Here is a 12399-nt window from a genome sequence, read left to right as displayed (position 1 = left end):
TACTGCCACTCGTGCTCATCATCGGAATCATCCTGTTCGGAATGCTGATCGGCGCGGGTGCGCAACTCATCCTCGGTAGGGGAGCCAAGGGGATCGACTGGGGGCTGGCGATTGTCGCGGGACTCATCGGTTCGTTCGTCGGCGGCCTACTCATCAGCCTGCTCTCGGGTGACGGTCTGAACTTTCGGGCCAGTGGCATCATCGGCTCGATCGTGGGCGCGATCCTGATCACCGCCGGCTGGATGTACTTCAAGAGCCGTTCCACGGCGAACTGATCCGTTCACAATGCCTGTGGCCAGATACAAGCGCCGCGCGACGTGTATCTGGCCACAGGCGTTGTAGATGCGTTGGGCGGGCATCCAAGAGGCGCCTGACCAGGCGATTGGATAGAAGTGGTGCTCGTCGGCTAATGTCATCAGCGCCCCTTTTCGAGGGGCAACGGGCTGTGGCGCAGTTTGGTAGCGCACTTGACTGGGGGTCAAGTGGTCGCAGGTTCAAATCCTGTCAGCCCGACAGAACTGGTCCCGGAACCTCGAGGTTCCGGGACTTTTGTTGTTGTGGGCGCCTATCGATTCTGTCTCCCACGCCAACCACGGAGCAGATACCAATTCTGGTATATGGTGCGGATATGGAGGGTGCGGACATCAGTCGTCTCCGTCGGCGTGCGGGGATGACGCAGGCGCAGTTGGCGGCTGTGAGCGGTATCGCCCAGCCGCACATCTCCGCCTATGAACGTGGGCGGCGAACGATCACCCCCGAGGTCGCCGCCCGTGTGGAGGCGGCGACGAAAGTGCGCCCGTCGATCCTTCTCGACCGGCATCGCGACGAGATCCTCGACCTGGTGGCCCTTCACCGCGGCTCGAACGTGCGGGTTTTCGGTTCGGTTGCGCGGGGGGCGGACACCGGCGACGGCGACCTCGATTTGCTCGTGAGCTTTCTGCCTGACACCCATATCGGCGAGGTGGGGATTCTCGTCGCGGAACTGCGTGAACTCCTCGGGATCGATGTGGACGTGGTGAGCGACGGCGCGCTCACCGGCAATCGGTTCTCCCGGCGTGTGCTTGCGGATGCCGTGCCGCTCTGATGGGGGCAGGGAACCGTCGCACCATCGTGGAGCGCTACGGGGAGCGGATCCTCGACCGACTCGACGACCTCATCGAATACTGCCGCGAGGCAGAGCAACTGGTGGCCGACGGTAAGTCGATGCTGCTGTCGGAATGGCGTCAGCAGCGAATCGCCGAGGCGGTACTCGGCCGCATCGGGGACACCGCGGCTCATCTACCGCAGGAGTTCCGTGACGAGTTCGACGGACAGCCCTGGAGTCTGATCGTGGGCATCCGAATCATCGTCGCGCACCGGTATCGAAACCTCGACTACCACCAGGTGTGGACGGCCCTGGTGGATGCCGAAGCGCTGCGCCGATACATCGAGGACGACGTACTCGGCCCGTGATCACCCGCCGGCTCGGCGAGCCACACGCGAGACCGCATGCACCATCTCGGTGTGCCCCCCTGTGGATGGATTCATCGCATCGCGTCGATTCCGGGGAATGATCGTTACTCGTCCGGGCAACCGACGAGGCCCAAGGTCGTGGTGATGTCGTCGTTGTCGGTGCCGGGCCGTATCCGCGCATCGGAGGCCCGTCCGTCCTGTTGGGTACGACGACGTTTGACGTTCGCACCCTGTCTGTCGTCTCGGCATCGCCACCACCCGAAGTGGGCCGCTGGTGCGTGTCGCAACCGGTCGATGGCCGAGTGACCTTGTTGGGCGCGTTGTCATCGAGCATGCGCGGAGGCGGCGTCACTCGCTGTTGGCGCCCTCCGCGAGTGGGGAGTCGAGCCGTTCGACGTCGGTATCGCCTTCGTGGTGCCCATCGAACTACTGACGCATACGAAATGGTGACGCCGACGGTGGTCTGCCGCCGTGGTGGCAGACCTCGCTGGTCAAACTTTCGTAACTTGTTTTACTTGCTCTGCAGATGGCGGCCAGTAGCATGGGCACATGGCTACCACGACGGCTGGTGACGGCCGCACGACGACCAAGCGCGCGTCGCGGGCCGAGAACGCGTCCGCTCGGCCCCGCGGTCGGGCAGCGTCGAGTCCGACGGCCATCGTAGGATCGACAGCCTTCACGGAGGCGCTCGACGACGCGCTACGCAGCGTTCCGGAGCCCGCACGCGACAGCTTCCTGCGAGGTGTCACCGGCGACGACGAACTCGACAGTTCGCTGTGGGGACGGGGCCCGACACCGGCACAACGCAAACAGGCGGCGCTGGAGAATCTGCGGCGGCAGTTCACCGCACGATCGGCGGTGCTCGACCACTCGCTGACCCGAGCCGAGGCCGCCGAACTGCTCGAGGTGTCCGAACAGGCCGTGCTCGACCGGATCAAGTCGGGTGACCTGCTCGGGCTGAAGAAGGGCCGGGAGTGGCGCCTTCCGCTGTGGCAGTTCAATGCCGGCTGCGCGCACGGCTTCGTGCCCGGGCTGGCACGACTACGGGACTCGTTTCCCGGCGGGGTGGTGTCGCTGACCGAGTGGGCAGGCGAACCCAACGTCGACCTCGACGGCGCGACGCCCGCCCAGGCCCTCGCATCCAACCGGGTCGACGAGGTCGTCGCAATCGCCGCCACCAGCACATCGGCGGCGTGGTAGCGGCGCTTGCAGCACCGGTTCGCCCGATCGCCGGGGGACGGGCCTGGACGTGGCGTTGGCGCGCGCCGGCATCGACCCATCCGTGGTACTGGTGTCGCATCTACCATCGGGCCACGCACACGCCGGACGGTGCAGCCCACCGATCCTTCGGTCCGCTTCACCGACTCGATCACCACATCCCGACCAGTTCGGGCGCCGCCCGGGAATGCCCCGACGGCCGATCGGTCCTGTACGTCGCCGGAACTCTGGCCACGGCGTTCGGCGAGGTCTTCGGCGATCTGACAGCTGCGTCGGTCTGTCCGAATCACCGCGTGGCGCTGGTGAAACCGACGTCGCCGATCAGTGTGCTCGATCTACGAGGCGAAGGGGCGGCCATGCGTATCGGCGCGCTGCCCTCTCTGGCGACCGGCGACTATCCGCGCGCACGTACCCAGGAATGGGCTCGAGCAATCTATGAGGATCAACGTGTCGCGCGCCGAACTATGCGTGGTGTCTACTACCACGCGGCTCACTCCAACGGCAGGGCACTGGCGTTGTGGAACACCGACGACGATGTCGAGGTGGTCCGAGCGGCCGACGGCCGAGGCCAGGATTTTTCCCTGAACTCCGCGACCATCTGGCCGCGGGTCGTCGACGCCGCCGTGTCGCTGGGGATGCGTGCCGATCTCGTCGAGCGCAGTCCGCGCTGTCGGTGACCCGTCACACCTTCACCCACAGCGCATCGTCACACCTGATAGAAAACCGCCATGACCGTCACCAAGTCGATACTGCTCTTCGTCCTCGCCGCCGTGCTCGAGATCGGCGGCGCCTGGTTGGTCTGGCAGGCAGTGCGTGAGCATCGTGGGTGGCTGTGGGCAGGTCTGGGTGTCATCGCCTTGGGGGCGTACGGGTTTGTCGCGACCCTCCAGCCCGATGCACATTTCGGCCGTATTCTCGCCGCCTACGGCGGTGTCTTCGTCGCCGGATCCCTGGCGTGGGGAATGGCGCTCGACGGTTTCCGCCCCGACCGATGGGACATCACCGGGGCGGCGATCTGCTTGCTCGGGGTCGCCGTGATCATGTACGCACCCCGGCCGTCCTGAACTCGCGGTCGTCCCCCAACCAAGAACGCCGTGGAATGATGAGCGCCACGAAGGCGTTGTCGACTGGCATGAGCGATCAACCAGAACTCAGCCCCGAGGGGTGGGTCCGTGACCAGACCGAGAAGATCCTGGAACAGGGGACGACCGATGGCGTCCTGATCATGGACCGCCCGGTCGTCCTGTTCACCACCACCGGGGCGAAGTCGGGCAAGAAGCGCTACGTCCCGTTGATGCGGGTCGAGGAGAACGGCAAGTACGCGATGGTCGCCTCCAAGGGCGGGGACCCGAGCCATCCGTCGTGGTATCACAACGTGAAGGCACACCCGCAGATCTCGGTGCAGGACGGTACAACGGTGCAAGAGCTCACCGCACGTGAGGTCGAAGGCGCCGAGCGAGAGCACTGGTGGGACCTGGCCGTTGCGGCCTATCCGCCGTATGCCGAGTACCAGACCAAGACCGACCGACTGATCCCGGTCTTCGTGCTCGAATGAGCTGACACCGACATCACGCCTGACTCCCAACGCAGTTCGCACGACGAACTGCGTTGGGAGTTTTCGCTGTCAGCCCAGGTTGGCCAAGCGTGTCCAGGTGTCGACCACGGTGTCGGGATTCAGCGACATCGATTCGATGCCCTGCTCGAGCAGCCACTCGGCGAGATCGACGTGATCGCTTGGTCCCTGTCCGCAGATCCCCACGTACTTGCCGCGCGCCTTGCACGCCGAAATGGCCGCAGCAAGCATGTGTTTGACAGCAGGGTCGCGTTCGTCGAACGAGTCGGCGACGAGCGCGGAATCGCGGTCGAGGCCGAGCGTCAGCTGCGTCATGTCGTTGGAGCCGATGGAGAAGCCATCGAAGTGATCGAGGAAAGCGTCGGCGATGACCGCGTTGGACGGCACCTCGCACATCATGATGACTTCGAGTCCGTTCTCGCCGCGACGCAGGCCGTGCGAGTCGAGCAGCGCGATCACGCCCTCGGCCTCGGCGAGCGTGCGGACGAACGGGATCATGATCTTGACGTTGGTCAGGCCCATCTCATCGCGGACGTAGCGCAGTGCGGCACATTCCATGGCGAAGCAGTCGGCGAAGTCCTTGGACAGATACCGCGACGCGCCGCGGTAGCCGATCATCGGGTTCTCTTCCTCGGGCTCATAGAGGTCGCCGCCGACCAGCTTCGCGTACTCGTTGGACTTGAAGTCCGACATACGCACGATCACCGGGTGGGGCGCGAAGGCGGCGGCAATCGTCGCGACCCCTTCGGCCACCCGGTCGACGAAGAACTCGCGGGCACTCGGATAGGCCGCGATCGCCTCACCGATCTGCTCCTTCAGCGGACCATCCAGGGTGTCGAAATCGAGCAGGGCCTTGGGATGAATCCCGATCTGGCGGTTGATCACGAACTCGAGCCGCGCCAGGCCGACACCGCTGTTGGGTAGGCGCGAGAACGCGAACGCCTGCTCAGGGGTGCCGACGTTCATCATGATCTTGGTGCTGATCTCGGGCATCGCCTCGATCGACGATTCGGTGACGTCGAAGTCGAGCAACCCGTCGTACACGTAACCGGTATCGCCCTCGGCGCACGAGACGGTCACCTCGCGGCCGGCTTCGAGCGACCGGGTGGCCCCGCCGGAACCGACGACTGCGGGGATGCCGAGCTCACGGGCGATGATCGCGGCGTGACAGGTACGTCCGCCACGATTGGTGACGATTGCACTGGCGCGCTTCATGATCGGCTCCCAGTCGGGGTCGGTCATGTCGGCGACGAGTACCTCGCCGGGTTGGAACTCGTGCATCTGCTCCACCGACTCCAGCACCCGGACAGCGCCGGCGCCGATACGTGCACCGATCGCGCGGCCCTCGACGAGCACCGAGCCGGTCTCGTTCAGCCGGAAGCGCTGCTGGCCGGTGACCGCCGCCCGCGACTGCACGGTCTCCGGACGGGCCTGCAGAATGTACAGCTCGCCGTCGACACCGTCCTTACCCCACTCGATGTCCATCGGTCGCCCGTAGTGTTCCTCGATCAACAGCGCCTGGCGCGCAAGCGCCTCGACCTCTGCGTCCGTGAGGCTCAGCAGTCGCCGATCGGCAGGCTCGACGTCGACGAACTCGGTCGTTCGGCCGACCGAGCGGTCGGTGGTGTAGACCATCTTGGTCGCCTTCGACCCGATGCCGCGCTTGAGCACAGCGGGACGGCCGGCACGCAGGGCAGGTTTGTAGACGTAGAACTCGTCGGGGTTCACCGCACCCTGCACGACTGCCTCACCGAGACCGTACGACGACGTCACGAACACGGCGTCCGGGAAACCTGACTCGGTGTCGATGGTGAACATCACTCCCGACGTGCCGATGTCGGAGCGCACCATCTGCTGCACGCCCGCCGAGAGGGCTACGGCGTCGTGGTCGAAGTCGTGGTGAACCCGGTAGGCGATGGCGCGATCGTTGTACAACGATGCGAAGACCTCCCGCATCGCCTGCAAGATCGCATCGATACCTCGCACGTTGAGGAATGTCTCCTGCTGGCCGGCGAACGACGCGTCCGGAAGGTCCTCCGCGGTCGCACTGGACCGCACGGCGAACGACGCCTCGTCAGAGCCGCCCGACAGCTCCGCGAACGCCGTCCGGATGTCGGCCTCGAGATCTGAGGGGAACGGCTGATCCATGACCGCCGCACGGATCTCTCGGCCTGCCTCGGCCAGCGCCTGTACGTCGTCGGTGTCCAGGTCGGCGAGACGCGCACTGATACGGGCGGCCAGACTGGTGTCGGCTGAACCGGGTTGGGTCATGAATCGGCGGTAGGCGTCGGCTGTCGTCGCGAAACCGTTGGGCACCCGGACCCCCACGGTGGTCAAGTTGCGAACCATCTCACCGAGGGACGCGTTCTTGCCGCCGACCTGCTCGAGGTCGGCGAGGCCGAGGTCGGCGAACCACCGGACGTTGCTGTTCATGAAACGGCTCCTCAATTCTCGGGGTGGGGCCTGCGGGCGAGCACTTGCAGGATGAGTGTGGACATTTCTTCGACGGATTTCGCGGACGAGTCGATGATCGGTAGGTCGTGTGCGCGGTACAGCGCCTCTGCACGCTTGAGCTCGTAGGTGCACTGGCGCAAGGACGCGTACGTCGAGTCCGGGCGACGCTCCGTGCGGACCGCGCTCAGACGGGCAGCGCTGGTCATGAGCCCGAAGCAGCGGTCGGCCAGATGCCGGATCGGGCGTGGCAGGTCCGTGCTCGTGAAATCGTCGTCGATCAGGGGGTAGTTCGCGACGCGCAGACCGTGCTGCAGCGCGAGATACATGGTCGTCGGGGTTTTGCCGCAGCGCGATGGTGCCACGAGGATCACGTCGGCCTTCTCCAGCGAGCGAATGCTCTGACCGTCGTCATGCTCGATCGCGTACTCGACGGCCTGCATACGCGCGTTGTACCGCTTGACGTCGCCGACGCCGTGGAGTCGAGCGGGTGTTCGGGCGCCGCGGGTCCCGAGGATGGCCTCGACCTGCTGCATGTGCATGTCGAAGAAGTCGATCAGGGGTGCGCGGGTCTTTGCCAGTTCGATACGCACGTCGTCGAGCGCGGCTGTCGCGAAGACGAGCGGTGTCATGCCGCGGTCCATCGTGGCGTCGATGGTACGCACGACCTCCCGTGCGTCGTCGGGGGTGGTGATGAACGGGATCAGCGTCCGGTCGAACCGATGATCGGGAAAATGCAGCAGCAGCGCGTTACCCATGGTCTCGGCGCTGATACCGGTGCTGTCGGAGAGAAAAAAGACCGGGATTGCCTCGCTGCCGTGTGTCTCACTCACCTGGTCGTGTCCTATCGGGCCTGCGTCACGTGGCCTCTATCGTTGCGCAGGCGGTTTGGAGGCTGTCGGGCAGGTCAGGGTAACCGAGGGTTGGTCATGCGTTCACGTCCATCCGGACGGTGCCCTACCCACAGCGTCAGTGCGTACGGGACTTCAGTCACTGGAGTGGCGCAGAAACCCGTAGAGCGCGGCCCGATAGCCACGCGTATAGCTCGGATCGTCGGCATCCGGATCGGGAGCCGACGCCATGGTCGACGACGCGTGATGCCGTGCCCACGTCGAGGGGAAGGACTCGAGCGCAGCGTTGGCGTCCTCGAAGCCCTTCTGGAACAGGTCCGGGTCGAGGTGGCCGTCGAGTTCGGCGTCGAAGATCGGAAACGATGTCGGCAGCCGGGTGACGACTCCGTGAGGTGTCACGATGTCGAGGTCCGGTGCATCGGGTTCGGTTGTTGTCAATGGACCGAACGCCTTTCGGCCAGCGTGCGGTACAAGGTGGCGCGGCTGACGCCGAGGGCCGCGGCGATCGTCGGCACCGGCTGACCACCGGCACGCATCCGTTCGGCAAGCGCTGCTTGATCGTCATCGAGCGCCCGCGGTCGGCCGACGGACGAACTGTTCGGATGCGAGGTGGCGGCAACAACGCGGCTGCGTTCATCATCGAGTTCGGCCAACGATGCGAGTACCCCGACGATCATCGCGCCCGCCGGGTCGTCGGTGTCGATCCCCTCGCGAAGTGAACGAAGGCCGATCTGACGATCGGCGAGGTCACGCGCGGACGCCAGAACCTCGGGCGTGGTACGGCCCAGCCTATCGATGCCGACGACGACGGTGGTGTCGCCGGGCCGTGCGTAGTCGAGCAGGGCTGCCCACCCCGGACGGCGCTGCCCGGCCGCGATCGCGACGAACTCGTCGCTGTAGATCCGGTTCGGATCGATGCCTGTATCGGTCAGGGCGTCCAACTGCGATTCGAGCGTGTGGGCACCCTCGCCCGCGCGGGCGTAGCCGAGCAGCATGCCCGCATATCCGCCCGCCGTGTCCGCTTTCATGCCGAACACTGTATCTCAAAATGTCGCGAAACAGGAGGCGCCACGACTCTGATTTTGAGACAGATTCTGAATGCCTTTCGACCGCCGTTGCGGAGTCGCATATATAAGGCACGACACACACAACGCTGTGTCTCGTATCCAGGTCTGATTCTGATACGAGACGCGGGTATTACGAGACAGGCTTGGCTCCAGTCCGTTCTGAGTGACGATGCGGGACCCGAGGGCACTGGTGCAGGTATCCGCCTGAGGAGTTCCAGATTTTCCGCCGAGGGCCCCGGTCAGGCGGCGTAGTGTCGGAGGCACGCTGAGCGGCAGTTGCGTGAGTCGGACGAAAGGCGCGCGCCATGAGCGACGAACAGTCGATGAGCGATCCACTGCTGGATTTCGTCGACGAGGTGCTCCAACGGCACTTCGGTCCGGAGTACACCTCTGCGGCGAGGATGGACCGCGACCACGTCGAACAGTTGCTGACCGACGACACCCGACGACGGGTCGACGAGGCCCGCGCTGCCGCCGTGGAGTGGGGGAGAGCCGAGATCTCCGGCGAAGTCGTGATCGCCGCGGATCGCTTGGTCATCACATCGCACGGATTGGTGTACGCCGCGGGGATGAACGCACCCGGCGCGCACCGGCCGCTGTACTACCTCGCCACCCCGATCGAATTGTTCGAGTCGATCGTCGAGCGAGTCGATGCCACCTCCCTTCGGCAGGGATCGGTCGCCGCCGTCGATGACCGGTTCGGACACGAGCTCACCTATCCGTGGCCGCTCGATACGGGTCTGCGGCACATGCTCGATGCCCACCAGGCGTTGCACTTGGACCTTGCTGAACATGCTGGGTGAGGCTGCCGCCGACGTCAGACAGCACGTGGGCGGGCTGATTCATCCGGCGACGGTGCGGTCGAACCAGCCGACGAGTGCGCGCGCGACCATGGCCGGTTCATCGCACATCGGGAAGTGATACCCGCCCGGCACCACGACCTGCTCCACGTGTTCACCGACTGCTCGCCACTTCGGCTGGAACCGAAGCGGGTCGTTGCGCTGACCGAAAACGGTCAGCATGGGTCCCTCGGCGATCGCATCGCGTCCGCGATCCACGTCCGCGTAGTCGTGCCGCAGCGCGGAGTGCATGTTGTGGTGGAAACTCCGTCGCCCGCGACGATCCATCCCGATCCGGAAGACACGTCGGTCGGTATGGGAGAAATGTCGGCCCACACCGAAACCGGTCGACGACGCTGCGGGGAGCCAGCCTGTCCATGTGTCGGACTCGCGTATGAGCGGGCTGCCCATGACGCCGAGCATTGCCCGGAACGCGAATCCTGATGGACGCCAGCCGAAGCAGTTGATCGCGGCGAAACCGCTGACCCGCTCCGGCCAGCTGCTCGCCGCCTCGAGGGCGGCAGGTCCGCCGAGATCGTGTGCGACCAACACGAGGTCGGTGAGCCCGAGCGTTCGGACGAGGGAGTCGAGGGCGTGCGCGGTCTGGCTGATGCCCGCGCCCTCGCCGCCGTCGGACAGACCCATCGCCGGCGGGTCGAAGGTGATGACGCGAAAGCGGCTGCTCAGCCGGCCGATGAAATCGCGCCAGATGAAACTCCAGGTACCGGAGTGGACAAGGACAAGCGTTGGGCCCATTCCCTCGTCGGTGTAGGCGATCCGTCCGCGACCCGTGTCGTGGGTTCGGATCGCGAACGGCCAGGTGGTCTGGTCCAGCCAGGTGGGACGCTCGATCGGGGCCGTGGTGATGCGGCGGCCGGTGGTGCTCATGACTCTCCTCGCTTGCGGGACGGGCGCACAGGAGACGGCTGTAGCATCACCGATGTGACGAACCGTCACATCCGGACCATGTCGATCGTCTGATACCCATGACCGATACACCGCAGCCGCTGGCGGCCGATCTCATCGCGGAGTGGTGGACCCGCTACCACCGTCTGGTCTGGGACGTCGCCTACCGGATCGGAGGTTCGGTGTCCGACGCCGAGGACGTGGCCCAGGACACCTACGTTCGGCTCGCGGAACATCGTGGCCCGCTGTCGAATCCGAAAGGGTGGCTGACGACCGTGGCCTCGCGCGCGGCGCTGGACCGGCTGCGTGCCCACGAGCACAGCCGCCGCGCCTACGTCGGTCCGTGGCTGCCCGAACCGCTCGTGGTCGCCGATGATGCGCTGCCGGTCGAGGACCGGATCACCCTGGACGATTCGGTTCGCATGGCCCTGCTGGTGGTCCTGGAGAGATTGACGCCGGAGCAGCGGACGGCATTTCTGCTGCATGACGTCTTCCAGCTCGAGTTCACAACGATAGCCGAGATCCTCGGCACATCGGCCGATGCCGCAAGGCAGTTGGCGAGTCGTGGCCGCCGGGCGATAGCCGCCGATGGCCGTGCCCGATTCGTGCCGGACCCGCAGGAGGCGCGACAGCTCTGCGAACGTTTCGCGCGGGCGTGCGGTAATGGTGACCTCGACGGCCTCGTCTCGGTCCTGGCGCCTGGAGTCGCAGGGGATTTCGACTCGGGAGGCGTCATCTTCGAGGCGCCGGTCGCGGAGCTGAGGGGAGCGGCAACCATCGCCGCGCAGTTGATCCGGTCGCTGTCCAACCGTGGACTGGAGTTCGTGGTCGCGATGGTGAATGGTGAACCCGGTGTGGTGATCCGCAGTGGGGGCAGAGTTGTGGTGGTGATCGCCTTCACCTTGGGCCCGGATGGCATCGACATCGTGCACGGCATCGGAAATCCCGCGAAGCTTCGGCACTTGAACCAGCCCTGAGGCGCGGCGCGCCGATGGCGGTCTCGTCCCGCAAAACGAGACCAGAGGATGTCGAAATGGTTTCGGGTCCGGTGGTCGAGGTCCCGAACTCGTCTACTGCGCGATGTTCGCGTGCCGAGCGCGCCAACACCGCACGGTTCCCCTGTCGATGCCGTTACCGTTGGCTCTGGTGAGAAAGGAGCACCTGTGCACACCGACAGCCTGGCCTTGGCGGACGGCCGCACCCTCGCATTCATCACCTACGGCGATCTGGATGGCACCCCGGTCGTCTTCAGCCACGGATTTGGTGACTCTCGGCTCATCCGTAACCCCGATGACGCCCTGACCGCATCGCTGGGTGTCCGGATGATCGCCCCGGACCAGCCGGCGGTCGGCGGATCGAGCCCGCACAAGGGGCGCACGCTCACCGATTGGGCAAACGACGTCGAACGACTCGTCGACGCTCTGGGTATCGAGCGATTCGCCGTCGCGGGTCACTCGGGCGGCGGGCCGCACACACTGGCGATCGCGGCCAAGCTGAAAGACCGTGTGACACGCGGAGTTCTGGCTTCTCCGATCGGACCGCTCGACCTACCCGATTTCGACAACCTGATCGCTTCGAAAGAACTGCGTGCCGTCCTCAAGATGCGGCGATTTCACCATCTGCTCCACGGGATTCTCGACGTCGAGGCATGGATCGGTCGGCGTGACGTCAAGAAGTACATGTCGAGTATGGCCAAGATGGACGCCTCGGATGCGCCGACTTTCTATGCCTCCGATGAACAGAAAGCGATGTTCGAGGCCAGCTTCGCGGCAGGTATCGAACAGGGCGGCGACGGTATGGACGAACTCCTGGAGGCCGTCTGGGATTGGGGATTCGGGCTCGAGGACGTGCCGCAGCCGTTCGACCTCTTCTACGGTGACGCCGACGATCTGCTCGCGCCGGAGATGGGTCCGCTGGTCGCCGCACGCATGCCACGGTGCGCCGCACACAGATGGCCCGGCGCCGGGCACTATGGATTCGTCGACAGCGAGAGGTGGATCGATTTCCTCACGCCGCTGAGCAGTTCGGACTGACCGGTTCAG

At 65.4% G+C, this 12399-nt stretch carries 15 protein-coding genes and 1 tRNA gene; 11 read left to right on the top strand and 5 right to left on the bottom strand.

The genetic code is table 11. The features are described 5' to 3' along the window. Nucleotides 1–11: 11 nt before the first annotated feature. The 8 genes from AC4AMJ_RS08860 (at nucleotide 12) to AC4AMJ_RS08825 (ending at nucleotide 4225) form a co-directional block, all read left to right on the top strand. A complete protein-coding gene (locus AC4AMJ_RS08860) occupies nucleotides 12–275 on the top strand; it encodes a GlsB/YeaQ/YmgE family stress response membrane protein (protein WP_489895975.1) in 264 nt (87 codons plus the stop codon). Nucleotides 276–439: 164 nt separating this feature from the next. Continuing rightward, nucleotides 440–513: transfer RNA gene (locus tag AC4AMJ_RS08855), tRNA-Pro, on the top strand. A 115-nt stretch (nucleotides 514–628) separates the two neighbouring features. Beyond that, nucleotides 629–1084, top strand: a complete 456-nt coding sequence (locus AC4AMJ_RS08850) for a helix-turn-helix domain-containing protein (protein WP_489917827.1) — start codon at nucleotides 629–631, stop codon at nucleotides 1082–1084. Next, on the top strand, nucleotides 1084–1452 hold the full coding sequence (locus AC4AMJ_RS08845) for a HepT-like ribonuclease domain-containing protein (protein ID WP_489895973.1): 369 nt from the start codon (nucleotides 1084–1086) through the stop codon (nucleotides 1450–1452). The genes AC4AMJ_RS08850 and AC4AMJ_RS08845 overlap by 1 nt, the downstream gene beginning before the upstream one ends. Nucleotides 1453–2001: 549 nt before the next feature. Continuing rightward, entirely contained in the window at nucleotides 2002–2652 is a 651-nt protein-coding gene (locus AC4AMJ_RS08840) for a helix-turn-helix domain-containing protein (RefSeq protein WP_489917826.1), read from the top strand. Further along, entirely contained in the window at nucleotides 2646–3347 is a 702-nt protein-coding gene (locus tag AC4AMJ_RS08835; RefSeq protein WP_489917825.1) for an RES family NAD+ phosphorylase, read from the top strand. Before AC4AMJ_RS08840 ends, AC4AMJ_RS08835 begins: the two co-directional genes overlap by 7 nt. 51 nt (nucleotides 3348–3398) lie before the next feature. Then, complete coding sequence (locus AC4AMJ_RS08830; RefSeq protein WP_489917824.1) at nucleotides 3399–3734, top strand: YnfA family protein; 336 nt, start codon at nucleotides 3399–3401, stop codon at nucleotides 3732–3734. Between the two features lie 68 nt (nucleotides 3735–3802). Further along, complete coding sequence (locus AC4AMJ_RS08825) at nucleotides 3803–4225, top strand: nitroreductase family deazaflavin-dependent oxidoreductase (protein WP_489895968.1); 423 nt, start codon at nucleotides 3803–3805, stop codon at nucleotides 4223–4225. 69 nt (nucleotides 4226–4294) lie between these two features. Here the strand turns inward: AC4AMJ_RS08825 and ppsA are convergent, their stop codons facing one another. The 4 genes from ppsA to AC4AMJ_RS08805 form a co-directional block, all read right to left on the bottom strand. Then, the gene (gene ppsA, locus AC4AMJ_RS08820) at nucleotides 4295–6676 is read right to left on the bottom strand and encodes a phosphoenolpyruvate synthase (protein ID WP_489895967.1); all 2382 of its coding nucleotides are present in this window, start codon (nucleotides 6674–6676) and stop codon (nucleotides 4295–4297) included. 11 nt (nucleotides 6677–6687) lie between these two features. Then, nucleotides 6688–7527: a pyruvate, water dikinase regulatory protein gene (locus AC4AMJ_RS08815; protein WP_489917823.1), complete on the bottom strand. Its 840-nt coding sequence runs from the start codon at nucleotides 7525–7527 to the stop codon at nucleotides 6688–6690. A gap of 153 nt (nucleotides 7528–7680) precedes the next feature. Then, complete coding sequence (locus AC4AMJ_RS08810) at nucleotides 7681–7983, bottom strand: hypothetical protein (RefSeq protein WP_489917822.1); 303 nt, start codon at nucleotides 7981–7983, stop codon at nucleotides 7681–7683. Further along, the gene (locus tag AC4AMJ_RS08805) at nucleotides 7980–8540 is read right to left on the bottom strand and encodes a recombinase family protein (protein WP_489918401.1); all 561 of its coding nucleotides are present in this window, start codon (nucleotides 8538–8540) and stop codon (nucleotides 7980–7982) included. Before AC4AMJ_RS08805 ends, AC4AMJ_RS08810 begins: the two co-directional genes overlap by 4 nt. Nucleotides 8541–8917: 377 nt before the next feature. Here AC4AMJ_RS08805 and AC4AMJ_RS08800 point away from each other — a divergent pair, with 377 nt between their 5' ends. Further along, nucleotides 8918–9415 (top strand): glucose-6-phosphate dehydrogenase, encoded by a 498-nt coding sequence (locus AC4AMJ_RS08800; protein WP_489895950.1) that lies wholly within the window; start codon nucleotides 8918–8920, stop codon nucleotides 9413–9415. A gap of 39 nt (nucleotides 9416–9454) precedes the next feature. Here the strand turns inward: AC4AMJ_RS08800 and AC4AMJ_RS08795 are convergent, their stop codons facing one another. After that, the gene (locus AC4AMJ_RS08795; RefSeq protein WP_489895949.1) at nucleotides 9455–10339 is read right to left on the bottom strand and encodes an alpha/beta fold hydrolase; all 885 of its coding nucleotides are present in this window, start codon (nucleotides 10337–10339) and stop codon (nucleotides 9455–9457) included. 98 nt (nucleotides 10340–10437) lie between these two features. Between AC4AMJ_RS08795 and AC4AMJ_RS08790 the strand changes: the two genes are divergently transcribed. After that, on the top strand, nucleotides 10438–11334 hold the full coding sequence (locus AC4AMJ_RS08790) for a sigma-70 family RNA polymerase sigma factor (protein WP_489917821.1): 897 nt from the start codon (nucleotides 10438–10440) through the stop codon (nucleotides 11332–11334). Between the two features lie 186 nt (nucleotides 11335–11520). Beyond that, nucleotides 11521–12390 carry an alpha/beta fold hydrolase gene (locus AC4AMJ_RS08785; RefSeq protein ID WP_489917820.1) on the top strand — a complete coding sequence of 290 codons (870 nt, stop codon included), beginning with the start codon at nucleotides 11521–11523 and terminating at the stop codon, nucleotides 12388–12390. The last annotated feature ends 9 nt before the right edge of the window (nucleotides 12391–12399 follow it).

This window comes from Gordonia sp. LMA484 (assembly GCF_058129505.1).
Note: the sequence above shows the minus strand (reverse complement) of the source record. Positions and strands in the feature narration are given on the sequence as shown.